This window comes from Nitratireductor kimnyeongensis (assembly GCF_019891395.1).
In the GTDB taxonomy this organism is placed as follows: Bacteria; Pseudomonadota; Alphaproteobacteria; order Rhizobiales; family Rhizobiaceae; genus Nitratireductor; species Nitratireductor kimnyeongensis.
The window spans coordinates 2,205,631-2,232,353 of the sequence record NZ_CP078143.1; the positions used below are offsets into that span (position 1 = coordinate 2,205,631).

Genomic DNA, 26,723 nt, shown 5'->3' on the forward strand with positions numbered 1-26,723 from the left:
CAGATTGAAGCTGTTGATTTGAAGCCAGTACAAAGGCCGGGGGAGCCCTCCTTGAACGACGAAACGCCGATGCGCCAGAAGGCTTTGGAGGCCGCCGCCGGGGCGACACCCATGATGGCGCAGTACATCGAAATCAAGATGGCCAATCCCGATTCGCTCCTGTTTTACCGCATGGGCGATTTCTACGAGCTGTTTTTCGACGATGCGGAGGTGGCAAGCCGGGCGCTGGGCATCACGCTTACCAAGCGCGGCAAGCATCAGGGCGACGACATTCCCATGTGCGGCGTGCCGGTCCATGCGGCCGATGATTATCTGCAAAAGCTGATCGGTCTTGGCCATCGCGTCGCCGTCTGCGAGCAGATGGAAGACCCAGCCGAGGCCAAGAAGCGCGGCTCGAAATCCGTGGTGCGGCGCGACGTGATCCGGCTGGTCACACCGGGCACCATCACCGAGGAAAAGCTGCTCGACCCATCCGAGGCCAATTACCTGATGGCCCTTGGCCGGGTGAAGGGCGGGGATGAGAGCCTTGCTCTCGCCTGGATCGACATTTCCACCGGCGCATTCCGCGTCGCGCCGACGCGGCCCGACCGGCTTCTGGCCGATGTGCTGCGCATCGACCCGCGCGAGCTGATCGTGCCGGAGGCGGTCTATTACGACGAGGCTTTTCGGCCCGCCTTCGATGTTCTGGGCCGGGTGGCCAATCCGCAACCGGCCAACATGTTCGATTCCGCCTCCGCCGAAATGCGCCTGACGCGCTTTTACGGTGTGGCGACGCTGGAAGGCTTTGGCCGCTATTCCCGCGCCGAGCTTTCGGCCATTTCCGGTGCTGTCGCCTATGTGGAGAAGACGCAAAAGGCCGAACGTCCGCCGCTTGGCCGCCCGGAGCGTGATGACGAGGGAGCGAGCCTCTTCATCGACCCGGCCACCCGCGCCAATCTGGAGCTTGGCCGTACCTTGTCCGGCAGCCGCGAGGGCAGCCTTGCCAAGGCCATCGACCGCACGGTGACGGGCGCGGGGAGCCGGCTTCTCTTCGAGCGGCTCATGTCGCCGCTCACCGATCCGGAAGCGATTGGCGGGCGGCTCGATGCGGTCTCCTTCTTCCTCGCCGAACCCGGCCTGCGCGAGGATGTGCGCCGGCTCTTGAAAGGCGTGCCGGACATTGCCCGCGCGCTCTCGCGGCTGGCGCTCAACCGTGGCGGCCCGCGCGACCTTGGCGCGCTCGCATCCGGTTTTGAGGCGGCCCATGGCGTGGCGGAGCTGCTTCAGGGCAAGGACGCGCCTGCCGAAATCGCCGCCGCACTGTCCGGCATTGCCGGCCTGCCTCTGGATTTCGCCGCCCATCTGTCCCGCGCGCTTTCCGACGAGCTTCCGCTCTTGAAACGCGATGGCGGCTTCATCCGTGCCGGCTACAATGAAGAGCTCGATGAGATGCGCGCGCTGCGCGACCAGTCGCGCCGGGTGATCGCCGAGATGGAGCGCCAGCTTGCCGAGGAGACGGGCGTCAAGTCGCTCAAGATCCGGCACAACAATGTGCTTGGCTATTATATCGAGGTCACGGCCAACAATGCCGGCGTGATGACCGGCACGGACGAGGCGAAGGCGCGCTTCATCCACCGCCAGACCATGGCCAACGCCATGCGCTTCACCACGACGGAGCTGGCCGAGCTTGAAACCAAAATCGCCAATGCCGCCGACCGCGCCCTGCAGATCGAGCTTGGTGTCTTCGATCAACTGCTGTCCGAAGCCGTGGCCGCCGCCGACCGCATCCGCGCTGCCGCCGATGCTCTGGCTGTGCTCGATGTTTCGACCGCACTTGCCGAACTGGCGGAAGCGGAAAACTACTGCCGCCCGCAGGTGGATGGCAGTCTCGATTTTCACATTGAGGGCGGTCGACATCCCGTGGTCGAGCAGGCGCTGCGCAAGCAGTTGGCCGAGCCCTTCGTTGCCAATGATTGCGACCTCTCGCCCACGGGCAAGGAGGATGCGGGAGCGATCTGGCTTCTGACCGGCCCGAATATGGGCGGTAAATCGACCTTCCTGCGCCAGAACGCGCTGATCGCGGTGATGGCGCAGATGGGCTCCTTCGTTCCTGCATCTGTCGCCCGCATCGGCGTGGTGGATCGCCTGTTCAGCCGCGTTGGCGCATCCGACGATCTGGCGCGTGGCCGCTCGACCTTCATGGTAGAGATGGTGGAAACGGCGGCGATCCTCAATCAGGCGGGGCCGCGTGCGTTGGTGATTCTTGATGAGATCGGCCGCGGCACGGCGACCTTCGATGGCCTGTCCATCGCCTGGGCAGCGGTGGAATATCTCCATGAACAAAACCGCTGCCGCGCGCTCTTCGCCACGCATTTCCACGAGATGACCGCGCTTTCGGAAAAGCTCGGACGGCTCTCCAACGTCACCATGCGGGTGAAGGAATTCGAGGGGGACGTGGTGTTCCTGCACGAGGTGGGACGCGGCGCGGCCGACCGTTCCTACGGTGTGCAGGTGGCCCGCCTTGCCGGCCTGCCCCATGCGGTGGTGGAGCGGGCGCGCGCAGTGCTTCAGCAGCTTGAGGAGGGTGAGACTTCCGGCAAGGCGTCGAAACTAATCGATGATCTGCCGCTTTTCTCAGTGGCGGCGAAGCAGGAAGCGAAAGCGTCGAAGACGCCGGACCGCGTTGGCGAAGAACTGCTCGCGATCAATCCGGATGATCTGACCCCACGCGAAGCGCTGGAGGCGCTTTACCGGCTGAAGCAGCTTGCGGCCGGGAAATAGGGCGCATTGTCGAAGCTTAAAACGCGTCTCCCCAGTCGGTCTTGCGGGCGGCCTTGAAGGTGCGGCCTTCGCGGCGGGTGACGAGGCGGTCGTCCAACGCGCCACCGCTGGTGCACAGTTTCAGGCGTACCATGCCGCTCGCCGTTTTCGGCGGGGCGAGCACGCGGTCGGGGCGATCATCGGGGGCATGGCGCGAAACCGCCAGATAGCTGAATTTTTCATCCTCCCACGGCACCTCGCCACCCTTGGCGGTGCGGTGCAGGCGCGAGCGGGCGACCCGGCGCGAAAAATGGCACCAGTCGGGCGCTGCGATCGGGCAGGGCGCGTGATGCGCGCAGGGGGCGAGAATGTTGCCGCCAAGGGCGATCAACCTGTCGCGCGCGGCAAGAATGCGCTGCCACCCGGCAGGCGTTCCCGGCTCTACGATCACCAGCACATTGGCGGTTAGCGCCCAGAGACGGTCAATCAGCGTATCGCGAACCGCCGGAGCAAGCTCGTCCAGAACATAGCAGAGCGTCACGAGGTCGGCTGGCGCGATATCGGTTAAACCGCCTTCGACTCCCGCCGCATGCCACCTGGCTTCCACGGGGAGAGCTTCAGCAAGCTTTGCGCCGGTCTCGCGCATGGCAGCGCTTGTCTCGACCAGCGTTGCCGCGCCGAGCTCTGGCCATTCTCCAAGGGCCGCCCAAAGCGCCGTACCGGGACCGGCACCGACATCGAGCATATGCGATGGTGCGAAATCCTGCCGCCGGGCCCCTGTCTCCGAAAGGCATTGGCGCACGGCAGCATAGGTGGCGGGCAGGCGGGTTGCCAGATAGGCTTTCGCCGCCAGCGCATCGCCCACATGCAACGCACCGTCTCTGGTCTCGGCACGGTAGCGCTGCGAGAGGCGCTGGGCAGCGCCCTGAATCTCGGAAAGCGGCGTGCCCTCCAGATACGCATCAACCGCTTGACGCAAAGGGGCGGGAAGCTCCATTTGAAACCCGTGTGTTTTCCGTGCGAAACCCGTGCGACATAGCGGCCAGGCGTTAAAGCTGCAACCGCAGTTCGTAGACAGCCATTTTACGGCGCGCGAAAACACGCTATATAGCGCCGCCAATTCGGGAAACTCATGGCCAAGGTTCCACTCAAGCTCGACCAGATTATCGACGCTGCGGCATTGCGCGCCGAGCTCTCAGGCTTTGCCGAGAAATCGAGCGGTTCAGACGCGCGCGCAAGCGTGATGAGGGCGCTGAAGGCGCATATCGCTGAGGGGCGCAAGACTGCCGAAACCATGCTGATGAACGATGGCGGCGGTACGGCCTGTGCGGCGCGTCTTTCGCATCTCATGGATGTGATCATCAGCGAGGTGCAGTATTTCGCGGCGACGCATGTCTATCCAACACAGAATCCGTCATCGGCAGAACGGTTGGCAATTGTCGCGGTCGGTGGCTATGGGCGCGGCACGCTGGCGCCCGGCTCCGATATCGATCTGCTGTTCCTGCTCCCCTACAAGCAGACGCCATGGGGCGAGCAGATCGTGGAATACGTGCTCTACATGCTGTGGGACATGGGGCTGAAGGTCGGCCATGCCACGCGCAACATCGACGAATGCATCCGCCAGGCGCGCACCGACATGACAATCCGCACGGCAGTTTTGGAAGCGCGCTTTATCTGTGGCGAAAAACCGCTATTCGAAGAGATGGTCGAGCGCTTCGACGAGGAAGTGGTCAAGGACACGGGCGCGGAATACAGCCAGGCCAAACTTGCCGAGCGAGACCTGCGCCATGCCAAGGCGGGCGAAAGCCGGTATCTGGTCGAGCCCAATGTGAAGGACGGCAAGGGCGGCTTGCGCGACCTGCACACGCTGTTCTGGATCGGGAAATATTTTTACCGGGTGCGCCGAGCGGAAGACCTGGTGGGGCAGGGCGTCTTCACCCGCAAGGAATATCTGCAGTTTCGCAAGGCGGAAGATTTTCTCTGGGCGGTGCGTTGCCACATGCATTTCCTCACCGGAAAGGCGGAAGAGCGGCTGCATTTTGATATCCAGCGCGATATCGCAGAGCGTCTTGGCTATACGAGTCATCCAGGCCTTTCGGCGGTCGAGCGCTTCATGAAGCATTACTTTCTCACCGCCAAGGGCGTGGGCGACCTGACCCGCATCTTCTGTGCAGCGCTTGAGGAAGAACAGGGCAAGCATGTGCCCGGCTTCAACCGCTTCTTCATGAACTTCTCTCGCCGCCGCAGAAAACTTGCCGGAACCAGCGATTTCATCGTCGACAATCACCGCATCAACGTGGCCGATGAGGGCGTGTTCGAGCGTGATCCGGTGAACCTGTTGCGGCTTTTCTGGTTCGCAGACCGGCACGGCCTCGAATATCACCCCGAGGCGCTGAAGCTCCTGACCCGTTCGCTCAAGCTGATCGACCGCAATCTGCGCCGCGACAAGGAGGCCAACCGCCTCTTCATGGATGTGCTGACCTCCGACCGCGACCCGGCGCTCAACATGCGCCGCATGAATGAGGCCGGCGTTCTGGGCAAGCTCATCCCTGACTTCAACAAGATCGTGGCGATGATGCAGTTCAACATGTACCATCACTATACGGTCGACGAGCATCTCATCCGCTGCATCGGCGTCCTCTCAGAGATCGAGCATGGCGACGGCGAGAAGCTGCATCCGCTCTCCCATTCGCTGATGCCGTCGCTGAAGCCGTGGCGCGAAGTGCTCTACACCACGGTGCTTCTGCATGACATCGCCAAGGGGCGGCCCGAAGACCACGAGACGGCGGGTGCGCGGATCGCCCGCAGGCTCTGCCCGCATATGGGTTTCGATCCCAAGGAAACAGAGATGATCGCCTGGCTGGTCGAACATCATCTCGACATGTCGATGGCCGCCCAGACTCGCGATCTGAATGATCGCAAGACCATTCAGGATTTCGCCGATATGGTGCAATCCGTGGAGCGGCTGAAATTGCTTCTTGTGCTAACCGTTTGCGACATTCGCGGGGTGGGCCCAGGCGTGTGGAATGGATGGAAGGGCCAGCTCCTGCGCACGCTTTATTACGAGACCGAAGTGCTTTTGACCGGCGGCTTTTCCGAAGCGCCGCGTTCGACGCGTGCGGATGAGGCGCGCCAACGGCTGGGAAGCGCTCTCAAGGAAAATGGCTGGCCCGAGAAAGACATCGAGGACTATCTCGATCTGCACTATTCGGCGTATCTGCTGGCCGTTGATCTGGATGATCAGCTACGCCATGCGGATTTCATCCGGGAGGCCGACCGGGAGAAGCGTCCCTTGGCCACGATGGTCAAGCCGCACACATTCGAGGCGGTGACGGAGATTACCGTGTTCGCGCCTGATCACCCGCGCCTCCTGTCGATCATCGCCGGAGCCTGTTCGGCAGCTGGAGCAAACATTGTCGATGCCCAGATTTTCACCACGACTCATGGCCGCGCGCTCGACACGATCCTGATCAATCGCGAATTCGATTTCGATGCCGATGAACGTCGCCGTGCGGAACGGGTGCGAAAGCTGATTGAGGATGTGCTTTCGGGGAAATCCTATCTGCCCGACATGATCGACAAGCGTGCCAAGCCGCGCCGCGGCACCCGCGCCTTCCGCGTTGAGCCGCGCGTGGAGATCGGCAACACGCTGTCGAACCGTTTCTCTGTCATAGAGGTAAAAGGACTGGATCGCCCGGGGCTCCTTTCAGAGGTGACCGAAACGCTCTCCGATCTTTCGCTGGACATTGCTTCAGCACACATTACCACTTTCGGCGAGAAGGTGATCGACACCTTTTACGTAACGGACCTCACCGGCCAGAAAATCGTCAGCACCGACCGGCTGGACGCCATCCGCAAGGCGCTTTTGAGAACGCTGGAAAGCGGCGTGGAGCGACCCAATAGGGGCAAATCCCGGGCGGCGGCCGAATGAGCGGAACGGCGGGGGAGGAAGCTTTGCAGGGTGGCAGCGGGAGCATCGTTCCGGCATGGATCCTCGAGCTTGCCCCGGGGATCCATGCCAGAGCAGACGTGCAGGCTCAAATTCTCAGTCGCGGGTGGCTTCCCGCTCCCATTTTCAGGTCTTCCCTCCCATGAGTCTCATTGGAAAATTCGCCAGTGTCGGCAGCGCTACAATGGCAAGCCGCATCCTCGGCTTTGCGCGTGAGGGGCTGATCGCTGCCGCAATCGGTGTGGGACCGGTTACCGATGCTTTCTATGCTGCGTTCCGCTTTCCCAATCTCTTTCGCCGCCTCTTCGCTGAAGGTGCGTTCAACACCGCCTTCATACCGTTGTTTGCCAAGGAGATGGAGGGCGGCGGGATCGAGGCGGCGCGGCGCTTTGGCGAGAATGTGCTGGCGGTTTTGATTACGGTGCTTTTGGTGCTGTCGGTTGCGGCGATGCTCGCCATGCCATTCCTGGTCTCCACCATCATCGCGCCGGGCTTTTCCGATACGCCGGAGAAGTTCGAGCTGACGGTGATCATGACGCGGATCATGTTCCCGTATCTGTTTTGCATGTCGCTGGTCGCCATGTTCTCCGGCATCCTCAATGCAATGCGCCACTATTTTCTGGCAGCATTGGTGCCGACGCTTCTCAATGTCATCCTCATCGGGGTTCTGCTTGCTGCGCTGTTTTGGGAATTCGACCCGCAGCAGACGGGCATCTGGCTTGCCTGGGGTGTGTTTGCTTCCGGTCTGGCGCAGCTCTTTTTCCTGATCCAGGGCGCGCGCAGTGCTGGCTATTCCATGCGGCTGTGCCTTCCCCGGCTGACCCCGGGCGTCAAACGTCTGTTGGTCCTGATGGCCCCGGCCTTGCTGACGGGAGGCATCATGCAGATCAATCTTCTGGTGGGGCAAATCATCGCCTCCACGCAGGACAACGCCATTGGCCTTCTCAATTTTGCAGACCGCATCAACCAGTTGCCGCTCGGCGTCATCGGCATCGCCGTGGGCGTGGTGCTCCTGCCGGAGCTTTCCCGTGCGCTGAAGGCCGGCGATCACGCCGATGCGCAGCATCTGCAGAACCGTTCGATGGAATTTGCGCTGGGGCTCACATTGCCAGCCGCTGTCGGACTCATGGTCATGCCCGGGCCAATCGTCGCCATTCTCTATGAACGCGGCCAGTTCACCGCGCTTGATACGACGATGACGGCGGCTGCACTCGCAGCCTTCGCGAGTGGCCTTCCGGCCTATGTGCTGACCAAAGTGTTCCAGCCCGCGTTTTTCGCTCGCGAAGACATGAAAACGCCCATGTGGTTCTCGCTGATCACGGTGGCGGTGAACATCGCGGCAAGCTTGTTGTTTTTCCCTGTGTATGGCCATGTGGCTATCGCCGCCGCGACAGCGCTTTCTGCTTGGGTGAACGTGCTTCTACTGGCCATCACCCTCTGGCGGCGGGGTGATTTTCGCCCGTCGTCGCTCACCCTTCGGCGCATCGCCTTCATGCTGCTTGCGAGCGCGGTCATGGGGGCAGTTGTGTGGGCGCTGCTTGCTGCGCTGCCCGAACTCGTCCGGCACGATCTTTTGATCATCCGGGTTCTCACGGTGGTTGCCATCGTTCTTCTGGCGGCCATTGCATATTTCGGCGTGGCGCTTGCGACGGGCGGCATCGAACGGGCGGAACTGGCACGGGTTCGGCGCAGGCGCGGCAGACAAGCCCTCCATTAACCGAATGCGAAGGCGCTGCTGATAGCGTGCCCTTCGCTATTTCGGGGGAGAGGCATGCAGCAACGTCTTTATTACATCGATTTCCTGCGTGTCTCCGCGTTCATGCTGCTGATCGCCTATCACGCCTCGGTCGCGTTCTTCCCGGACATGAAATGGCTCATCGAGGCGCCCGAAGGCAGTGCTACGCTGTCGCTCATCATGAAATTCCCGCGCGCGTGGCGGCTCGCCCTGCTGTTCTTCGTGTCGGGTATGGGGACGTGGTTCGTCTATCGGCGGTGTCATGATCTCAGCTTCCTCAAAGGCCGCTTCGTGCGGCTTTTCCCGCCGCTGATCTTCGCCATGTGCGTCATTATTGTGCCGCAGGTCTGGTACGAGCGCATGTATGAGGATGGATATCAAGGGTCGTTTTTGACTTTCTGGCTCACGCGCTATTTCACCGAAGGCAAGTATCCGGACGGGAATTTCACCTGGGCACATATGTGGTTTGTTGCCTATCTGCTGGTGATGACCTTTGTCTGCTATCCGGTCTTCCGCTTGATCGACCATCCCTTCATAAAGCCTGTGACCGACTGGTTTCAGCGGATTGCCGCCTCACCTTATGTCTATTTGCTTTTTCTCCTCCCGCTTGTGCTCAATCTCGCGCTGTCGCCCATTTTCCCGCGCCAGACAAATGCGCTCTACAATGACGGAGCGTGGTTTTCTGTGTGGGCGAGCTGGTTCGGGCTTGGCTTCCTGTTTGCCCGATACCATCAGGCATTGATCGGATCTGTGGTCGCGTTGCGATGGCGGAGCGCGTGGCTTGCGGCGACGCTGACGCTAGCGCTCTACCTCTTTTCATGGACAGGATCCGGCGGGTACTTCATCGGCGACTATGAAACCATGACCCCTCTTTTCAAGGCGCTTTTGATGGCGCTCGCATGGGCAATGATCCTGGCGCTATGCGGGTTTACCGCGAAGCATCTGGACGCACCGAGTGCCGTTACCTCTTGGCTCAACCGCAAGGTGTTTCCACTTTATATTGTCCACCAAACCGTGGTGGTGGCGGCCCTTTATTACGTACTGCCCCTTGGCCTTGGTGTCTGGACGGAATATGCGTTGGTATTGATGGCGACGTTCACAGGCTCCTTCTTGTTTGCGATCGTGATCGAATGGCTGCCTGGTCGTGCCGGCCTTCTGCTGGGCCTTCCGCCGCGGGGAAAGCCGCTTCCGGCGGCTGGCGTGGAAACGCAATCGGCGCGTGGGGCTTGATTGCCGGTTTCGCGTCGTTCATAAGCCTTGGCGCGCGGCCTTCGCGCTCCACAGGGCATTCAGGAAAGATCCATGAGCGAATTCAGGGAGCTCGTTTTCTCCGGCGTTCAGCCGACGGGCAATCTTCATCTCGGCAACTATCTGGGCGCGCTGCAGAAATTCGTCGCGCTGCAGGAGAGCCATGAGTGCATCTACTGCGTCGTCGATCTGCATTCGCTGACCGCGACGATGGCGCATGACGATCTGGCCGATCAGACCCGTTCGATCACCGCTGCCTTTCTGGCGAGCGGGATCGACCCGAAGAAGAACATCGTCTTCAACCAGAGCCAGGTGCTGCAACACGCCGAGCTCGCATGGATTTTCAACTGCGTCGCGCGCATCGGCTGGATGAACCGCATGACGCAGTTCAAGGACAAGGCCGGCAAGGACCGTGAGAATGCATCGCTCGGCCTGCTTGCCTATCCGAGCCTGATGGCCGCCGACATTCTGGTCTATCGCGCCACGCATGTGCCGGTCGGCGACGATCAGAAGCAGCATCTTGAGCTGACACGCGACATTGCGCAGAAGTTCAACAACGACTTTTCTGGCCGCATCGCCGAACTGGGCTACGGGGTCGAGATGGACGTGGGCGAGGAAAAGGTGAACGGCTTTTTCCCGCTCACCGAACCGCTGATCGAAGGCGCGATTACCCGAGTGATGAGCCTGCGTGACGGTTCAAAGAAGATGTCGAAATCGGACCCGTCCGACCTGTCTCGCATCAATCTGACGGACGACGCCGACGCCATCGCTAAAAAGATCAAGAAGGCGAAGACCGACCCCGAGCCATTGCCCTCGGAAGTGGGCGGGTTGGCCGAGCGGCCCGAGGCGCAGAACCTCGTTGGCATCTATGCCGCGCTTTCCGGCGTCACGAAGGCGGATGTGCTTGCAGAGTTCGGTGGACGCCAGTTCTCGGAGTTCAAGCCGGCGCTGGCGGAGCTTGCGGTCGAGAAGCTGTCTCCGATCGCAGACGAGATGCGCCGGATCATCGCTGATCCGGCCTATATCGACGGCGTTCTGCGCGATGGTGCGGGCCGGGCACGCGAGAAGGCGGAAGCAACCATGAAAATGGTCCGCGAGATCATCGGGCTCATAGACGGGTGAGCCCTTTCAGCGCCCCGTCTTGCCGAAAGCCTTCTGCAATGGCAAATTGCGCGGAACTGGCGGGTCACTCGCCGCTAAACAGGACTTGTGAATGGTCTCCAAGCGACTGATCCGCGAGGCGGGGCACCGCCGCAAATTCCTTGCCATCATTGACGACACGCCCGAATGCGAGCGCGCTGTTGCCTATGCGGCTCGACGCGCCCAGTCGACAAACGGCGTTCTGGTGCTTCTCTTTGTGATAGAACCCGGCGACTTTCAGCATTGGCTGGGGGTTGAGCAGATTATGCGTGAGGAAGCGACGGCTACAGCCAATGCAGCGCTCGACACCCACGCGACGAAAGTGCGCGAGACCATCGGTATCGAGCCGGAACTTGTCGTGCGTGAAGGCAAATCCGCCGACGAGATACACAAGCTCATCGAAGAAGATCAGGACATTGCCATTCTCGTTTTGGCGGCGGGCAGTTCCAAGGAAGGGCCGGGACCGCTGGTCTCGTCCATCGCCGGGAAGACGGCCGCATTTCCCATCCCCGTCACCGTGGTGCCGCAGAATCTGAGCGACGAGGAAATCGAAAGCCTGGCATAAGCGCCTTTTGCTCCCCATATGTGCGCTTGAACCGTCGAACGATTCCTCCTATTTTAGAATTATTCCAAGAGACGCCAGATCGGAAATCCATCATGTTCATTCAGACTGAAGCGACCCCCAATCCCGCGACGCTGAAATTTCTGCCTGGCCGGGTTGTTCTGGAAGAAGGCACAGCCGACTTCCGCGAGGCCGATTCGGCTGCGGAAACGTCGCCTCTGGCCGAACGGTTGTTCTCGGTTTCCGGTGTCACCGGCGTGTTCTTCGGCTACGATTTCATCACCGTAACCAAGGAAGATGGTCCGGACTGGCAGCATCTGAAGCCAGCGATTCTTGGCACCATCATGGAACACTTCATGTCGGGCCAGCCCGTTATGGCCAAGGCCGGGCTCGGCGGGCTTCCGGTTTCGGAAGACGGAGAGTTTTATGATGAGGCGGATGAGGAGATCGTTTCCACCATCAAGGAACTGCTCGACACGCGCGTGCGGCCTGCGGTTGCCCAGGATGGCGGTGACATCACGTTTCGTGGCTATGAGAAGGGCACGGTCTTTCTGCACATGAAGGGCGCCTGCGCCGGCTGCCCGTCCTCCACAGCCACTTTGAAACACGGCATCCAGAACCTGCTGCATCATTTCGTTCCCGAAGTCCGGGAAGTCGAGCAGGTGATCTGAACGCATCAAGAGACAAATTCTGATAAGAAAAAACCGGGCTCCAAGGCCCGGTTTTTTTCAGGGTCGGATCGAGTGACCCTGGTCGCTGAGACGGTTTCTACCGCTTAACGATTACTTTAGCACCAACTTCGGTACGGTTGTAAAGGTCGATGATGTCCTGGTTCATCAATCGGATGCAACCGGAGGACATTGCTTTGCCAATCGAGCGCCATTCGGGCGTACCGTGCAGGCGATAGCCCGTGTCGCCGCCACGGTTGAAGAGATAGAGCGCGCGAGCGCCCAGCGGATTGGACAGGCCGGGCGGCATGCCCTGGCGCCATTTCGCCAGTTCCGGCTGGCGACCGATCATTGCAGAGGGCGGCGTCCATGTTGGCCATTCGCGCTTCATCGCGATGCGCGCTGTGCCAGCCCACTCAAAACCGTCACGACCAACACCGATGCCGTAGCGCATCGCCTTGCCGTCATCCATCACCAGATAAAGAAACTTGGCATTGGTGTCGACAATGATGGTGCCTGGCTTTTCTTTGGTTTCATAGGAAACGATCTGACGGTGATACTGACGGGGAACTTCGTTGATTGGGATGCGTGGCAGCTGATAGCCGGCATCTTTCACCGTGCCGTAGTCGGAGGTGAACACCTTCAAAGGTCCGCCCGTCGTACAACCTGCGAGTGCCGTTGCGAATCCTAGTGCCGCAGCAACGGCGATGGCCTTGAATCTCATATGTTCCCCCAACCCGGATGTCTTAATTGTGCCTGAAGCGTATCGCAATTTGAGCACCATTGTTAAATTCTTGGTTAATGAATTGCCAAGCCTTCGACAGAATTGACGTTGCGTAAGCCGCTTATTGACTCCCATTATTGCAAACGGGCAACACAATACCTAGTTTTGATGAAAGCGTTGGAGCTGCGTCATGAATGTTGGACAGGCCGCGGGCCGTTCGGGATTACCCGCCAAGACAATCCGATATTACGAGGAAATCGGTTTGATAACGCCGCAGCGTGCAGGCAATCGCTATCGAACCTATAGCGATGAGGATTTGCATTTCCTGACATTCCTAAAGCGCGCACGAGGCCTCGGTTTCTCGATCGACGAGTGCCGGCAGCTCATGGCGCTTTATCGCGACAGGGAACGGGCAAGTCAGGACGTGCGCGATATAGCGGTGTCCCATGTGACAGCAATCGACGAGAAGATCGCCGAACTGCAGTCCATGCGCGCGACCCTTAACAAGCTGATCCTCGCATGTCGCGGTGATGAGCGCCCCGATTGTCCGATCCTGAATGATATCGCGGGAGCGCGCTAAGGCTTCAATCGGGTCGAAGGGAATGGCATAATCTCCAGATGCCGATCATCTCTCCGATTCCCCTTAATCCGTTGGCCGATGGACGTCAGTCAGATCGGGCCATGGTTATCCGCCGCGGTGTGCAGCGATTGCTCATGACCATGGGTGCTGTGGTCCTGCCGGAAGTGACCCTTGCTACTGGTCGTCGGGCCGATCTCGTCGCGCTGACAAAAAAGGGCGACATCTGGATTATTGAAATCAAGTCTTCGGTCGAGGATTTCCGCGTGGATCGAAAATGGCCGGAGTATCGACAGCACTCCGACCGTTTCTTTTTTGCAACCCATCCGGACGTCCCCGCGGAGATTTTCCCCGACGAGTGCGGTTTCATCCTTTCCGATGGCTACGGAGCAGAGATCCTGCGCGAACCGGATGAGCACCGGCTCGCAGCGGCAACCCGAAAGGCCATGATGCTGCGCTTTGCGCGCGCGGGGGCGGCACGTGTCACGGCAGCGGAGCTTGCCGGGATAGAGGTGCCGCTCGCCGATGACGAGATGGGCTGAGCCTCAGGGCTTGATGGGGGCACGGCCGGTGGCAAGCGCGTGGTCGAGATATTCCACGCGGTCCTGGCCGAAGAATGCCTCTCCATTGAGCACGTAAGCCGGAACACCGACAGCATCGGCTTCCACGGCATCTTTCGTGTTCTGTGCGCGAATTGCCGAAATCTCTTCGCTCTGTGCCTTTTCCAGAATGGATGCGGAGTCGAATTTTTCCAGTTCAAGATACTTCGCCAGCGTGTCGGGATCGGCGATGTTTTCCTCGTTCGCCCACACGGCGGCGAAAACACGCTCCATATAGCTCATCGGGTCATGCCCCTCAGCGACGAGTGCTGCGATCACATGGTCCGCAAGAGCCGGGTCGACTGGCCAGTGCTTCGGCGTCTTATTGATGGGCATGCCACGGAAATCGGCGATGCGCTGCAGTTCTACCAGACGCAGCCGCTGCCGCACTGGCGGCCGTTTAGCCGGTGGAACTGCTCCGGAAACCTCCCAAATGCCCATGAGGTTGATCGGTTTCACCCGCACATCCGTACCATGCTTCGAGAGCACCGCACGCAGCGGCTGATGCCCCAGATAGGTGAAGGGCGATGCGGATGTGAAATAATAATCAACGGCGGTTGTCATGGATGTCTCCGGTTCAAACAATGTCGCAGAAACTATCGATCCCAAGGGCGCAGGGATAGACGTCAGGACAACACTTTTGCGCGAGCGCGCATGCCTTGGTGAGACGCCATGAATGCGCGCTCTTCATCGTTTGGTGTGCGCGGAGCTGCGTCCACACCAAGAGCGCCCATAACCTCCTCGACGGAGACAAAGCGTCTGCCATTGTAATCATAGACACCACCCGTGGTGAGGATCATGGCCGCAACGCGCCCATCGCCAAGCACAAACCGGTGCTGCCCAATGATCTGCGTGCCATCCCAGGTCTCGATGGTCGAGACCACATCGAACCGTTGCCAAAGGCGCACTTCGCGCACATAGGCAGTCTGCAACCCGCCAAGAAGAGGCGCCCAACCGCGCTTGCGGGCGGCGCCGATCAGCCCGCTGCGGAGGAAGATATCGATGCGCCCCATATCCGCCAGCATCATGTAGCGGGCATTGTTGAGGTGGATGTTCATGTCGATGTCGGTGGGCAGACAGCGGAAAGAGAGTTTGCTCTCATCGCCCAGCCGATAGACGCCCCGGCTCTTGCGTGTCGCGGCCACGCGAAGAAGACGCATCCAGACATACATGATTTTCTATCCCGAGAAGTTTGCTGTTGCGGTTGGCGCTCCTCCTAGCGTTTCGGGAGCTTCAGGGAAACCGCATTTTGAGGTGTTGCCCTGTTCACCGTCCCGGATGCGGAGAGCGACTGGGACGGTGCTTGTGACTTCAGGCGGCTTTCTTGTCCGCCACCTGTTCCGGCGCGAAGCGCTGGTAGAACGTCTCGCCGCTTTCGGCCATTTCCAGAAGCAGCTTCGGTGCTTTGAACTGCTTGCCATACTTCTTCTGCAGGCGCTTAGTCATGGCGACGAAGGCATCTGCGCCCATCCCGTCGATGTAGGACAGCGCACCACCCGTGTAGGGCGCGAAGCCGAAGGCGAGGATGGAGCCTACATCCGCCTCGCGCGGATCGACGACGATACCTTCTTCCATGATGCGGGCTGCCTCCAGCGCGATGGTCGCAAGAAATCGTTCCTGCAATTCCTCCACGTCGAGCTTGTCCGGGTTCTTCTGCGGATAGAGGTCCTTCAAGCCGGCCCAAAGATGCTTCTTGGCAGGCTTTGCCGGATAGTCGTAAAAACCCTTGCCGTTCTTGCGGCCAAGGCGGCCATGCTTGTCGACCAGCGTGTCGATCAGCGCCATGTGGCGTGGGTCGACGGCCTTGGGGCCAAGATCGCGCACGGTCTGCTTCATGATCTTCTGGGCAAGGTCGACAGCCGTCTCATCGGTGAGGGCGAGCGGGCCGACCGGCATGCCGGCCATCTTTGCCGCATTCTCCACCATCGGAGCTGGAACGCCCTCGATGATCATGGAGAAGGCTTCCTGCATGTAGCGCAGGACGCAGCGATTGACGTAAAAGCCGCGCGTGTCGTTGACCACGATAGGCGTCTTCTTGATGGCGCGCACATAGTCCATCGCCATGGCGAGCGCCTTGTCGCCGGTCTTCTTGCCCATGATGATCTCCACCAGCATCATCTTGTCGACAGGCGAGAAGAAGTGGATGCCGATGAAGTTCTTCGGGCGTTTGGAGTTTTTCGCCAGGCCGGAGATCGGAATGGTCGAGGTGTTGGAGGCAAAGACGGCAGACGGTTTCAGAACGGCCTCGGCCTTCTCCGTCGCCGTCTTCTTGATTTCCGAATCCTCGAAGACCGCTTCGATCACCAGATCGCAACCTTCAAGCTCGGCATAATCCTCGCTCGGCGTGATGAGGGATAGGAGCTTTTCCTTGTCCTCGGCGGTGGCGCGGCCCTTCTTGATGGCCTTGTCCATCAGATCGGCCGAATGCGCCTTGCCCTTCTCGGCGGATGCCGTGTCGCGGTCGATCAGAACGACCGGAATGCCGGCCTTGGCCGTCACGAAGGCGATGCCCGCGCCCATGAAGCCGGCACCGAGCACGCCGATCTTCTTGAACTTCTTCGCGGGCACGTCGTTCGGGCGGCGCGCGCCCTTGTTGAGCTCCTGCAGCGAGACGAAGAACGAGCGGATCATCATCTTCGCTTCGGTCGTCTGCATGATCTCGGTGAAATAGCGCTGCTCGATGGTGAGCGCCGTGTCGAAGGGCACCAGCATGCCCTCGTAGACGCATTTCAGGATCGCGGCTGCTGCCGGGTAATTGTTGTAGGTCTCACGGCGCAGAATGGCGATTGCCGGCGGCCAGAGGTTCGCGCCTGCTGCGGAGTAGACGGGCCCGCCGGGCAGTTTGAAGCCCTTCTCATCCCATGGCTGAACCGGGCTCAATCCGTCCAGGATCATCTTCTTTGCGGTCTCGACCAGCTTCTTGGGTGCTGCGATCTCGTGGATCAGCCCCATGGCCTTCGCCTTCTGCGGCGTCAGCGTCTGGCCAGTGGTGAGCATTTGAAGGGCTTCCTGCGGCTTGGCAAGACGCGGCACACGCTGGGTGCCGCCCGCGCCGGGGAAAATGCCCACCTTCACTTCGGGAAGCGCCATCTTCACCGCCGTGCTGTCGGCCGCGACACGGCCATGGCAGGCGAGCGACAGCTCGAAAGCACCGCCCATGCATGTGCCGTTGATGGCTGAGACCCACGGCTTGCCGGAGGTTTCAAGCTTGCGCCAGAGCCAGCCCATGCGGCCAGCATTTTCGAACAGAAGCTTGATTGCCTTCTTGTGGTCTTTCGCCTTTTCCTTCTCGAACTGGCCGAGCATTTTCTGCAGCATGGTCAGGTCCGCGCCGCCGGAAAAGGTCTCCTTGCCGGAAGTGATGACAGCACCCTTGATCGCGTCATCGCCGGCAACCCGGTCGATGATCGCATCCAGCTCGTTCATCACCTCTTCGGTGAAAACGTTCATGGAGCGGTCCGGCATGTCCCAGGTGAGGAGTGCTACGCCGTCGGCGTCCACGTCTACGGTGAAGTTCTTGTAGTCGGTCATGGTCTGATCTCTCCCCGACAGCTCAAACGCGTTCGATGATGGTTGCGGTGCCCATGCCTGCGCCGATGCACAGCGTCACGAGCGCCGTGTTCAGGTCGCGGCGCTCCAGTTCATCGAGAACCGTGCCGAAGATCATCGCGCCGGTCGCACCCAGCGGATGACCCATGGCGATCGCGCCGCCATTCACATTGATCCGGTCATGGTCGATCTCGAAGGCCTGCATGTAGCGCAGCACCACGGAAGCGAAAGCTTCGTTCAACTCGAATAGGTCGATGTCCGAAAGGTTCATCTTGGCTTTCTTGAGAAGCTTCTCCGTCACGTCAACCGGCCCGGTCAGCATGATGGCAGGCTCGGAGCCGATATTGGTGAAGGCGCGGATCCTGGCGCGCGGCGCAAGCCCCATGGATTTGCCGGCCTTGCGCGAACCGAGCAGCACCGCGGCAGCTCCATCGACGATGCCCGACGAGTTGCCGGCATGGTGCACGTGGTTGATGCTCTCAAGCTCCGGATAACGCTGCACGGCGACGGCGTCGAAGCCGCCCATCTCGCCGGGCATGACGAAGGAAGGGTTCAACTGGCCAAGCGCCTGCATATCGGTGCCGGGGCGCATGTGCTCGTCATGATCCAGAAGGGTCAGGCCGTTCTGGTCTTCCACCGGAATCACGGACTTTTTGAAATAGCCCTTGTCCCAGGCATTCTTGGCGCGCTTCTGGCTTTCAACCGCATAGGCATCCACATCGTCACGCGAGAACCCGTATTTCGTGGCGATCAGGTCGGCGGAAACGCCCTGTGGCATGAAATAGGATGGAATGCCGACCGAGGGGTCCATGAACCATGCGCCGCCGGACATGCCCATGCCGACGCGCGACATGCTTTCTACGCCACCGGCAATGACGATCTCGTCGGAGCCGCCGGCAATCTTGGCCGCGCCCAGATTGATCGCATCGAGGCCGGAGGCGCAGAAGCGCGAGATCTGCATGCCCGGAGCCGCATTTGCGTAGCGCGCTTCGAAGGCGGCCGAGCGTGGGATCACGGAGCCGGCTTCACCGACCGGGTCGACGCAGCCGAAAATAATGTCGTCCACCTTTGCCGTGTCGAGTCCATTGCGATCACGAACGGCTTCGAGAACCTTCGCGCCAAGGCGCACGGCAGGCACCTCGTGCAGCGATCCGTCCTTCTTGCCGCGCCCGCGCGGCGTGCGCACGGCGTCATATACATAAGCGTCAGCCATATCGGTCTCCCTATTTCTTGACCCAACGCGGGGTCGTGCAATTGGTTCAGAGGGGTCTGGCGACCATCAGAGCCTGTCGGTTTTCGCGTTTGTGGACTGTCTTTCGCGGATCGCAGGCTAGAACGACATTTGCCCTCTTGCCAGTCAAAACGCCTCCTCGGGCAGCGCCATCATGGTATCCGCACCCGTCGAGATGCGAGCGAGATGCGCCGCCGTTTCGGGCATGACGCGCTCCATGAAGTAGCGGCCGGTGGCAATCTTTGCCTCAAGGAAGGAAGCATCGCCATTGGCGCTGGCGGCAATCTGCTCTTGGGCTTGCTTGACCATGCGCCCCCACATGTAGCCAAGCGCCACAAGGCCCATCAGATGCATGTAGTCATAGGAGGCGGCACCGGCATTGTCCGGCTTCTGAACGGCGTTCTGCATGAGCCAGAGCGATGCTGCCTGCAGGTCGTTCAACCCCTTCTTCAGTGCCTTTGTAAAGGGCGCCATCGCCTCGTCTTCGCGATGCGCCTGACAGAAATCGCCGACTTCCTTGAAGAAGGCCTGAACGGCGCGACCACCATTGGCCGGCAGCTTGCGTCCCACCAGGTCGAGCGCCTGAATGCCGTTCGCGCCCTCATAGATCATGGCGATGCGTGCATCGCGCACGAACTGGCTCATGCCATGCTCTTCAATATAGCCATGTCCGCCGAACATCTGCTGCGCCATCACAGCGTGATCGAAGCCCTTGTCGGTGAGGACACCCTTGACGACCGGCGTCATCAGCGCCAACAGATCGGAAGCGGCTTCGCGATCCTTCGCGTCTTCGGACAGATGCGCAATGTCGGATTGCAGCGCTGTCCAGAGGATCAGCGCACGACCGGCCTCGTTGAAAGCGCGCATGGTCATCAGATTGCGGCGAACATCGGGATGGACGATGATCGGGTCTGCCTTCTTTTCCGGCGCTTTCGGCCCTGTGAGCGAGCGGCCCTGAAGGCGATCGCGGGCATACTCGACCGCACCTTGATAGGCGGCCTCGCCAATGGCATGCCCTTGCAAGCCGACACCGAGGCGCGCCTCGTTCATCATGGTGAACATGGCCTTGAGGCCGCCATTCTCCTCACCCAGCAGATAGCCGGTCGCTTCGTCATAGTTCATGACGCAGGTGGCGTTGCCGTGAATGCCCATCTTTTCCTCGATGGCTCCGCAGGAAACGGCATTGTGCGCACCAGGCGCGCCGGCTTCGTCTACCATGACCTTGGGCACGATGAAGAGCGAGATCCCCTTCACACCAACCGGCGCGCCTTCGATGCGTGCCAAAACCAGATGAATGATGTTTTCCGAGAGATCGTGTTCTCCAGCGGAAATGAAAATCTTCTGGCCGGAAATCCTGTAGGTGCCGTCGCCATTGGGAACGGCTTTCGAATTCAAAAGACCGAGATCGGTGCCGCAATGGGGTTCGGTCAGGTTCATGGTCCCGGTCCATGTTCCTTCCACCATTTTGGGCAACCATTTCTGTTTCTGGTCATCCGTGCCGTGAGTGAGGATCGCAGCTATGGCGCCCTGCGTGAGGCCCGGATACATCATCAAAGCCATGTTGGCGGAGATAAGATACTCGCTGACAGCCGAGTGCACCGTGTAGGGAAGGCCCTGGCCGCCATACTCCGCAGGCACGGAAAGGCCCAGCCAGCCGCCTTCGCAATATTGGCGGTAGGCATCACCAAAACCCTTTGGCGTGGTGACAGAACCATCCTCACTGTGGGTGCAGCCTTCCATGTCGCCAACTCGGTTGAGCGGCTGCATGACGTTTTCTGCAAGCTTCGCACCCTCGCTCAATATCGCATCCACTATGTCCGGTGAGGCATCGGCGAAGCCTGGCAAATTGTCGTAATTGCCATAGCCAAGAACATCGTTGAGCACGAACAGCGTGTCGCGCACGGGCGCCCGATAGGTCGGCATGAGACTCCTCCAGCTCTCGGAATTGCACGCGAAAGGAGATTTCGCGCAGTGTCTCAGGCGCTTTAGCAATTTTTGACGTTTGCGTAAACGTCAAAAAAGACCCGTGACGCGATTCAACCCCCGCGCAGAATTGTATCGGCGCAGTCTGATTGGCGCTTGTGGATGAGCAGCGCCGCCCGAATGTGAAACGCTTCATGCCCGCTGGCGGAAAGCAGCGGTGGCCTCACCCGGCAGAGTTGAAAGCTGTACCGCCGTCCAGTCGTGAGGTGACGTCCGCGATCAGCTTCTTGAGTTCGGAAATCGCGTCCTCGATCGAGCGCTGCTGCCTTTCAAGCCGCACCATCTGTCGTTCGGATTTTCTCAGCACGAGCTTCAACTGCTCGACATTTCCAGCGCTGCGATCTCTATGGGGATCATCCAGATCAAGAACTTCTTTGATGTCGCTTAAAGAAAAGCCGATCTTTCGGCCAAGCAATATCTGCTGGAGGCGGAGTTTGTCGGTTTGCGAATAAAGGCGTGATGTGCCGATCCGCTCCGGTGTAAGGAGACCTTTGTCTTCATAAAACCGCAATGCGCGGAGTGTGACGCCAAATTCACGCGCCATCTCGCCAATGCGGGTGTAGCCTTCGGACTGGTTGGGAGAATCATTTCCCTCGGCTGTGTACGCAACAGCCTTTGCAATGTTCGTCATGATCACTGTTCCGTATCGAATGAGCACTCCGGCGGGGGTCCGGAATGATGTCATGCCCATTGGTCAAGTTTCGCTGATGGCGAAAGCAGCACCAAGCGGACACGATTTGAAGGCGGGCTTATGCGTTGCAGAATAAGGCATTACAAGGGCCTGAAGCCAAATTATGGACGGCTTGCTAACAACCTTTCCGGTCAATTTCCGCACATATGATTAATCCGCGGTAAGAAATATTAACTTCGTGTTTACCATGATCGGCGAATTGTGGGGTCGTCAGCAGACCGTGCCCGTTCGCTTTTGTTTTCTCGGGCATGGCAGCCTGATCGTGGGTGTCTTGCAGCGTTTGTCTTCTGCCTTACCGGCGTTCCAAAGCTCAAGGGCCCCGCGTGGCAAGGACTATCGATGGCCAACCGGCAACCGGTGGAGAGGCGGGCGTTCCGATGAACAACAAGCGTTCCTATCTGGAGAACATAAATGCCGGTCGTCGGAGGCGGCCAGGGGCGAACGCGTCTCTTGACGAGATAAGCCGCACGTTGGAGGAAATGGAGCATCGTCTCGGGCATGCAACGGGACATTTCGACCGGAAAACGGACGAAAATGAAGTTGCGCGCCGAATCCAGCAGCTCTCCGAAGCCGTATCCCAGACCTATGCAAATCCCATGGAGCGGACGACGCTCCACAAACGCAAAGCACCGGTGCAGGCCTCGTTTGAGCGTGCCGCGCATGAGCTGGCGCGCAGCCATAGACACGAACGAGAAATCGCCTCGATCGGCAGCATTGCCAATGAGCTGAAGACGCTGCGGGCGGATCTGCATGATGCGATGCGGTCTGGCCTTAACGACGAGTTTTCGGTTTTGCGCCGCGAACTGGCGGGTATCATGGCTTCCGTACCCAATGCCGCGTTGAGCAGAGAGCTTGTGGTCGAGTTTGAGCGCTTGTCCAACGCCATTGCTCAGCTTGCCGAACGCAGTGACGACAAGAACGTCAAGATGCTGCGTTTGGAAATGGAAGAGCTCAAATCGTCCATCTCCAACCTCGCGCGCGAAGAAACATTGCGTGCGGTCGATCAGCGCTGGGATGCGCTTGATGACCGTTGGAGCGCGTTCGAGGACCGTGTTTCAAATGACATTCGCCGAAGTGACCCGGCGATCGAAATGCTGCACCAGCGCATTGAAGAGATCGCCCACGCGGTCAACAGCCTTCCCGAGTCGCTTTCGATCCAGTCGCTCGAGGATCGGGTGCGCACACTGGCCGGTGCGCTCGACCAACTGCTGGAAGGGAAGCAGCAAAGCAACCCTGAAATCTATGCCGCGCTTGACGAACGTCTGGATGAGATCAGCAGGGCAATCGCGGCTTCAGCACCCAAGGCACAGGTTGCAGGATTTGATCCGCAACCGTTTGAGCGGATTGAAGCCCGTATTTCATCTCTTGCGAACCAGGTGTCGGAATTGCTTGCCGAGCGCGGGGGTGGAGAGGCTGTCGGGCAGCTCAGCGAACAGCTCTATTCCTTGTCGCAACGGGTTGACGATATCGCCCGCCGTATCGACCTGCCGGAACAGACGGTGGAACGGCTCGCCGGTCAGATCGCTGGCATCGCAGAGAAGCTGGACAACGCGCCGCAGCCACAGATTGCTGAACATATGCTGCGCGGCATCGAGGATCGTTTCGCCCATCTTTCCCAGGTGATTGAGCAGCGACAGGGCGATGTGATCGAGCAGAGCAGAACGCTGGTCGATGAGTTGGAACGCCGTCTTCAGGAGATTTCCGCCCGAATCGATGAGCGCAGCCATCCCGTTCACGACGAGGCGGGTATCATGGCGACGATCGATGCACGGTTCAACGAACTGGTTGCACGTCTCGATACAGGTGCAGGCGAGGGACGGGGAGGTGGTGACGCGCTGCGCGCACTGGAAGCCCGGCTCGATGACATCTCCGGACGCTTGCAAGCATCCTCAACAAACGCGTCCTCCGTCGATCCAGAAGTGATCCGGGATCTCGAAGCGCAGGTGCGCAGCCTTTCCGAGCACCTGTCGCGCCCGAGCGCCGACCTGCCGGAGTTTGAGGACCTGGGTCCGCGTTTGGAGAACATCGAGCGTTCTATTCACGAGAACCGCACCGCCGTTGTGGAGGCAGCGCGCCACGCTGCGGAACAGGCGATCGGCGCTCTCGGAAACGCCCCGCAGGCGGAGGCGTTTGATCGCGAGCTACGGGCGGAACTGCGGGCCCTTGAGCAACTCACCCGCAAATCGGATGAACGCAACACCAAAACCTTCGAAGCCATCCATGACACGCTTCTAAAAATCGTCGATCGGATCGGCACTTCAGGGGGCGCGGTGCAGAACGATGAGCGTGGTGCCGCTGCCAAGATCGCAGTATCGGCTGCCCCCTCGATTCTGCCCGACCAAGACGAAACTATCGCTGGCGATGTGGACTATGAGCCCGCTCCCAATCGCTCACCCGCTGAAGCAGCCGCTGCCGCCGCGCGCGCCGCTTTGGACGAGGACGGAGAGAAGGAGCAGGCGAGGCCAGGCCGTACTTCGCTTCTCGGTGGCTTGTCTCGTGCATGGAGCGCACGTGGCGAAAAGCAGCAAGCCGACGTGGAGGATGAATTCGGTGGGGAGACCGAGCTCGATGTCGATGCAAGTCTCGACGCGGTGGAGCTTGATGCCGAGCGCATCAATCAGCCCCTCGAACCAGGTTCCGGTGCCCCGGATCTCAATGCCATCCTGCGCCGTGTGCGCGACGAAAAGAAAGCGCCTGCGCGCGTTGAGACTGACGACGCGGCGAAATCGGACTTCATTGCAGCGGCTCGCAGGGCCGCTCAAGCTGCCGCTGCTGAGGCGGAGATCCTCAAAAAGCGCAGGGGCGAGGCGACAGAGGAGCGCGGAGGCTTTGGTTTCGGCCGCCTTCTGAAGCGCAGCAAGAAGCCTCTCATGGTGATGCTGGGAGCCGGTATCGTGGTCGCTGGCGGCTATCAGGTGAGCAAGGCTTATCTGTCGAGTTCAACCTCCATTCCGACGCCGGTCGCAAGCGACAGCCTGTCGCCTGAAACGGCACCTGTGATGGCCAAAGCCGCCGATCGGCCCGTTCGCATACTCGACGAACAGCCTCTGGAAGAAGTGGCGCTCAATGAAACCTCCGACGAGACCGTGAACACGCTGGCCTCCATGCCGGAGACGGACGAACCTGTTGCGGGCAAATTCGAAGAACCTCTTTCGGCAGCGGAAGTGGAAAGCACCCCCAAGATGCCCATTTCGGAAGCTGTTCTTCCGGTTTCGCTTGGCGATATTCCCGTCGATGCCGGTCCCGTGCCACTCCGGGAAGCGGCAGCCGAGGGGGATCCGAAGGCATATTTCGAGATCGGCAGTCGTTATGCGGAAGGACGCGGAACGACCGCCGACGTGTCAAAGGCTGTAGAATGGTACACAAAGGCCGCTGAAGCCGGCTTTGCTCCGGCTCAGTACAGGCTCGGCGATCTGTATCAAAAAGGCACCGGTGTCGACCGCGATGCGGCGAAAGCGAAAATGTGGTTCCAACTCGCAGCACAGCAGGGCAATGCCGGCGCGATGCACAACCTCGGTGTTCTCTATGCCATGGGAGCTGATGGACCGGCTGACAACGACTCTGCGGCCCGCTGGTTTCTGGAAGCGGCGGAACATGGCGTCAAGGACAGCCAGTTCAACCTGGGGATTCTCGCCGCCAAGGGCATGGGCGTCCCGCAGGATCTGACAGAAGCATACAAATGGTTCGCCATTGTCGCCAATGGAGGAGACTCGGACGCCGCCAGCAAGCGCGACGAAATAGCCGCGGCCCTTTCGCCAGACAAGCTGGAACAGGCAAAAAACAAGACGGCTCTGTGGAAGGCCAAATCAATCGATCCGGCTGTGAACATGGTGGATATTCCGGAATCCTGGCGTGAGAGCCGAGAGCTGACCGCCAGTGTGGACATGAAGAAAGCGGTCACCAACATCCAACTTATCTTGAATCAGCAGGGGTTCGACGCCGGAAAACCGGACGGAATCATGGGCGCGAAAACCAAAACGGCGATCAGTGCCTTTCAGAAGGCCAATGGGATGACACCGACCGGAGAGGTGGATGAAGCCCTGGTACGCACCCTTCTAGAGAAGAACAAGGCTGCCGCGACCGCTCAGCAAAACGGCTAGCGTTTGATAAACAGCCGAGCTATGGGCGCAGTGCGGATGAAATCCCAACCATGCGGGCAAGCAACTCCGGGGCACCGCCGTTTGCGTGCGGGTGATCGGAGAACACGACCTGTCCACCCAACGCATTAAGTGTGCCAGAAAGGTCGCACTTCATCTTTACCGGGCAAGTCGTTCAATCTTTTCCCGATTTGATGACAACTCGGTTTGACTTCGTAACCGTCAGAGCGCAGAACGGAAGCACGCATAATGCTTCCACATCTCGCCTGGCGTCTTCGCCGGGCAAACAATTATTCGGGTGCCGCGGGTGGGTATCTATCTCCCAATCGCCGAAATGTCCGTCAACGTGTTCGTGCTGCTCGCGATGGGCGGCGCGGTTGGCTTTCTCTCCGGCATGTTCGGCGTTGGTGGCGGATTTCTCATCACGCCCCTCTTGATTTTCTACAACATTCCCCCTGCCATTGCGGTTGCAACTGGCGCCAATCAGGTGATTGCTTCATCTTTCTCCGGAGCGCTGGCGCATTTCAAACGCAAATCTCTTGATCTGAAGCTTGGCACCGTATTGCTGGCCGGCGGTATAGTCGGCGCGTCTCTGGGTGTATCTGTGTTCACCTATTTAAGGCGTCTGGGGCAACTCGACCTGATCGTCTCCCTGCTCTACGTAGCGTTTCTCGGCGTGGTCGGGGGGTTGATGCTGATGGAGAGCGTGCGCGCCATCCAGCGCTCTCGCGGGGGCCAGACGGTGACGCTGCGCAAACCCGGCCAGCACAATTGGATCCATCGACTGCCGCTGAAGATGCGCTTTCGTGCCTCCAAGCTGTTCGTCAGTGTCATCCCTGTGTTGGCACTCGGTGCGTTCATCGGGTTTCTGGCATCGATCATGGGTGTCGGTGGCGGATTCATCATGGTGCCTGCGCTCATCTACCTCCTCAAAGTGCCGACCAACGTCGTGATTGGAACATCGCTGTTCCAGATCATTTTCGTAGCCGCCTTCACCACGATCATTCATTCCACGGCCAACCAGACCGTCGATGTGGTGCTCGCGTTTCTCCTCATGGTTGGTGGCGTCGCAGGTGCACAATACGGCGCACGGGTAGGGCAAAAGCTTCGCGGCGAGCAGCTTCGCGCGCTTCTAGCGCTCCTCGTTCTCGCGGTGGCGCTTCGTCTGGGGTTCGACCTGTTTGTCCGTCCGGAGAGTGTCTACTCCCTTTCTCTGGGAGGGGGGTGAGCG

Annotated in this window: 19 protein-coding genes; 11 read left to right on the top strand and 8 right to left on the bottom strand. The window is 60.0% G+C overall.

The annotated features are described in order from the left end of the window. The first annotated feature begins 69 nt into the window (after window positions 1–69). Entirely contained in the window at window positions 70–2,760 is a 2,691-nt protein-coding gene (gene mutS, locus KW403_RS10540; protein ID WP_378596492.1) for a DNA mismatch repair protein MutS, read from the top strand. Window positions 2,761–2,776: 16 nt separating this feature from the next. Here the strand turns inward: mutS and KW403_RS10545 are convergent, their stop codons facing one another. Beyond that, window positions 2,777–3,736, bottom strand: a complete 960-nt coding sequence (locus KW403_RS10545; protein ID WP_223019451.1) for a small ribosomal subunit Rsm22 family protein — start codon at window positions 3,734–3,736, stop codon at window positions 2,777–2,779. Between the two features lie 135 nt (window positions 3,737–3,871). Between KW403_RS10545 and KW403_RS10550 the strand changes: the two genes are divergently transcribed. The 6 genes from KW403_RS10550 (at window position 3,872) to KW403_RS10575 (ending at window position 12,044) form a co-directional block, all read left to right on the top strand. Beyond that, window positions 3,872–6,670: a [protein-PII] uridylyltransferase gene (locus tag KW403_RS10550; RefSeq protein WP_223019452.1), complete on the top strand. Its 2,799-nt coding sequence runs from the start codon at window positions 3,872–3,874 to the stop codon at window positions 6,668–6,670. 160 nt (window positions 6,671–6,830) lie between these two features. Beyond that, window positions 6,831–8,405 carry a murein biosynthesis integral membrane protein MurJ gene (gene murJ, locus KW403_RS10555; protein WP_223019453.1) on the top strand — a complete coding sequence of 525 codons (1,575 nt, stop codon included), beginning with the start codon at window positions 6,831–6,833 and terminating at the stop codon, window positions 8,403–8,405. A gap of 54 nt (window positions 8,406–8,459) precedes the next feature. Next, a complete protein-coding gene (locus tag KW403_RS10560; RefSeq protein ID WP_223019454.1) occupies window positions 8,460–9,653 on the top strand; it encodes an acyltransferase family protein in 1,194 nt (397 codons plus the stop codon). A 72-nt stretch (window positions 9,654–9,725) separates the two neighbouring features. Next, window positions 9,726–10,793, top strand: a complete 1,068-nt coding sequence (gene trpS / locus KW403_RS10565) for a tryptophan--tRNA ligase (RefSeq protein ID WP_223019455.1) — start codon at window positions 9,726–9,728, stop codon at window positions 10,791–10,793. 91 nt (window positions 10,794–10,884) lie between these two features. Continuing rightward, on the top strand, window positions 10,885–11,376 hold the full coding sequence (locus tag KW403_RS10570; RefSeq protein WP_007008142.1) for a universal stress protein: 492 nt from the start codon (window positions 10,885–10,887) through the stop codon (window positions 11,374–11,376). A gap of 92 nt (window positions 11,377–11,468) precedes the next feature. Then, the gene (locus KW403_RS10575; protein WP_223019456.1) at window positions 11,469–12,044 is read left to right on the top strand and encodes a NifU family protein; all 576 of its coding nucleotides are present in this window, start codon (window positions 11,469–11,471) and stop codon (window positions 12,042–12,044) included. 97 nt (window positions 12,045–12,141) lie between these two features. Here KW403_RS10575 and KW403_RS10580 read toward each other — a convergent pair whose 3' ends face one another. Beyond that, window positions 12,142–12,765, bottom strand: coding sequence for a L,D-transpeptidase (locus KW403_RS10580; RefSeq protein WP_223019457.1), 624 nt, complete (start codon window positions 12,763–12,765; stop codon window positions 12,142–12,144). Window positions 12,766–12,955: 190 nt separating this feature from the next. On the opposite strand from KW403_RS10580, the gene cueR reads away from it, so the two are divergent. After that, the gene (gene cueR, locus KW403_RS10585; protein WP_223019458.1) at window positions 12,956–13,345 is read left to right on the top strand and encodes a Cu(I)-responsive transcriptional regulator; all 390 of its coding nucleotides are present in this window, start codon (window positions 12,956–12,958) and stop codon (window positions 13,343–13,345) included. Between the two features lie 38 nt (window positions 13,346–13,383). After that, complete coding sequence (locus KW403_RS10590) at window positions 13,384–13,884, top strand: MmcB family DNA repair protein (protein ID WP_223019459.1); 501 nt, start codon at window positions 13,384–13,386, stop codon at window positions 13,882–13,884. Window positions 13,885–13,887: 3 nt separating this feature from the next. Here the strand turns inward: KW403_RS10590 and KW403_RS10595 are convergent, their stop codons facing one another. The 6 genes from KW403_RS10595 to KW403_RS10620 form a co-directional block, all read right to left on the bottom strand. Beyond that, on the bottom strand, window positions 13,888–14,505 hold the full coding sequence (locus KW403_RS10595; protein ID WP_223019460.1) for a 2-hydroxychromene-2-carboxylate isomerase: 618 nt from the start codon (window positions 14,503–14,505) through the stop codon (window positions 13,888–13,890). Between the two features lie 62 nt (window positions 14,506–14,567). Further along, window positions 14,568–15,113: a thioesterase family protein gene (locus KW403_RS10600; RefSeq protein ID WP_223019461.1), complete on the bottom strand. Its 546-nt coding sequence runs from the start codon at window positions 15,111–15,113 to the stop codon at window positions 14,568–14,570. 139 nt (window positions 15,114–15,252) lie between these two features. Continuing rightward, the gene (locus KW403_RS10605) at window positions 15,253–17,472 is read right to left on the bottom strand and encodes a 3-hydroxyacyl-CoA dehydrogenase NAD-binding domain-containing protein (protein ID WP_223019462.1); all 2,220 of its coding nucleotides are present in this window, start codon (window positions 17,470–17,472) and stop codon (window positions 15,253–15,255) included. Window positions 17,473–17,494: 22 nt separating this feature from the next. Beyond that, window positions 17,495–18,703: an acetyl-CoA C-acetyltransferase gene (locus KW403_RS10610; RefSeq protein WP_223019463.1), complete on the bottom strand. Its 1,209-nt coding sequence runs from the start codon at window positions 18,701–18,703 to the stop codon at window positions 17,495–17,497. A 144-nt stretch (window positions 18,704–18,847) separates the two neighbouring features. Continuing rightward, window positions 18,848–20,644: an acyl-CoA dehydrogenase C-terminal domain-containing protein gene (locus KW403_RS10615; protein ID WP_223019464.1), complete on the bottom strand. Its 1,797-nt coding sequence runs from the start codon at window positions 20,642–20,644 to the stop codon at window positions 18,848–18,850. 223 nt (window positions 20,645–20,867) lie between these two features. Next, entirely contained in the window at window positions 20,868–21,335 is a 468-nt protein-coding gene (locus tag KW403_RS10620; RefSeq protein WP_223019465.1) for a MerR family transcriptional regulator, read from the bottom strand. A gap of 437 nt (window positions 21,336–21,772) precedes the next feature. Here KW403_RS10620 and KW403_RS10625 point away from each other — a divergent pair, with 437 nt between their 5' ends. Continuing rightward, the gene (locus KW403_RS10625; protein ID WP_223019466.1) at window positions 21,773–25,495 is read left to right on the top strand and encodes a peptidoglycan-binding protein; all 3,723 of its coding nucleotides are present in this window, start codon (window positions 21,773–21,775) and stop codon (window positions 25,493–25,495) included. A gap of 304 nt (window positions 25,496–25,799) precedes the next feature. After that, the gene (locus tag KW403_RS10630; protein WP_223019467.1) at window positions 25,800–26,720 is read left to right on the top strand and encodes a sulfite exporter TauE/SafE family protein; all 921 of its coding nucleotides are present in this window, start codon (window positions 25,800–25,802) and stop codon (window positions 26,718–26,720) included. Window positions 26,721–26,723: the final 3 nt, after the last annotated feature.

Bases quoted from the DNA above. Each gene is read 5' to 3' on its own strand.
- mutS (WP_378596492.1), top strand. From the start codon at position 70: ATGCGCCAGAAGGCTTTGGAGGCCGCCGCCGGGGCGACACCCATGATG.
- KW403_RS10545 (WP_223019451.1), bottom strand. From the start codon at position 3,736: ATGGAGCTTCCCGCCCCTTTGCGTCAAGCGGTTGATGCGTATCTGGAG.
- KW403_RS10550 (WP_223019452.1), top strand. From the start codon at position 3,872: ATGGCCAAGGTTCCACTCAAGCTCGACCAGATTATCGACGCTGCGGCA.
- murJ (WP_223019453.1), top strand. From the start codon at position 6,831: ATGAGTCTCATTGGAAAATTCGCCAGTGTCGGCAGCGCTACAATGGCA.
- KW403_RS10560 (WP_223019454.1), top strand. From the start codon at position 8,460: ATGCAGCAACGTCTTTATTACATCGATTTCCTGCGTGTCTCCGCGTTC.
- trpS (WP_223019455.1), top strand. From the start codon at position 9,726: ATGAGCGAATTCAGGGAGCTCGTTTTCTCCGGCGTTCAGCCGACGGGC.
- KW403_RS10570 (WP_007008142.1), top strand. From the start codon at position 10,885: ATGGTCTCCAAGCGACTGATCCGCGAGGCGGGGCACCGCCGCAAATTC.
- KW403_RS10575 (WP_223019456.1), top strand. From the start codon at position 11,469: ATGTTCATTCAGACTGAAGCGACCCCCAATCCCGCGACGCTGAAATTT.
- KW403_RS10580 (WP_223019457.1), bottom strand. From the start codon at position 12,765: ATGAGATTCAAGGCCATCGCCGTTGCTGCGGCACTAGGATTCGCAACG.
- cueR (WP_223019458.1), top strand. From the start codon at position 12,956: ATGAATGTTGGACAGGCCGCGGGCCGTTCGGGATTACCCGCCAAGACA.
- KW403_RS10590 (WP_223019459.1), top strand. From the start codon at position 13,384: ATGCCGATCATCTCTCCGATTCCCCTTAATCCGTTGGCCGATGGACGT.
- KW403_RS10595 (WP_223019460.1), bottom strand. From the start codon at position 14,505: ATGACAACCGCCGTTGATTATTATTTCACATCCGCATCGCCCTTCACC.
- KW403_RS10600 (WP_223019461.1), bottom strand. From the start codon at position 15,113: ATGTATGTCTGGATGCGTCTTCTTCGCGTGGCCGCGACACGCAAGAGC.
- KW403_RS10605 (WP_223019462.1), bottom strand. From the start codon at position 17,472: ATGACCGACTACAAGAACTTCACCGTAGACGTGGACGCCGACGGCGTA.
- KW403_RS10610 (WP_223019463.1), bottom strand. From the start codon at position 18,703: ATGGCTGACGCTTATGTATATGACGCCGTGCGCACGCCGCGCGGGCGC.
- KW403_RS10615 (WP_223019464.1), bottom strand. From the start codon at position 20,644: ATGCCGACCTATCGGGCGCCCGTGCGCGACACGCTGTTCGTGCTCAAC.
- KW403_RS10620 (WP_223019465.1), bottom strand. From the start codon at position 21,335: ATGACGAACATTGCAAAGGCTGTTGCGTACACAGCCGAGGGAAATGAT.
- KW403_RS10625 (WP_223019466.1), top strand. From the start codon at position 21,773: ATGAACAACAAGCGTTCCTATCTGGAGAACATAAATGCCGGTCGTCGG.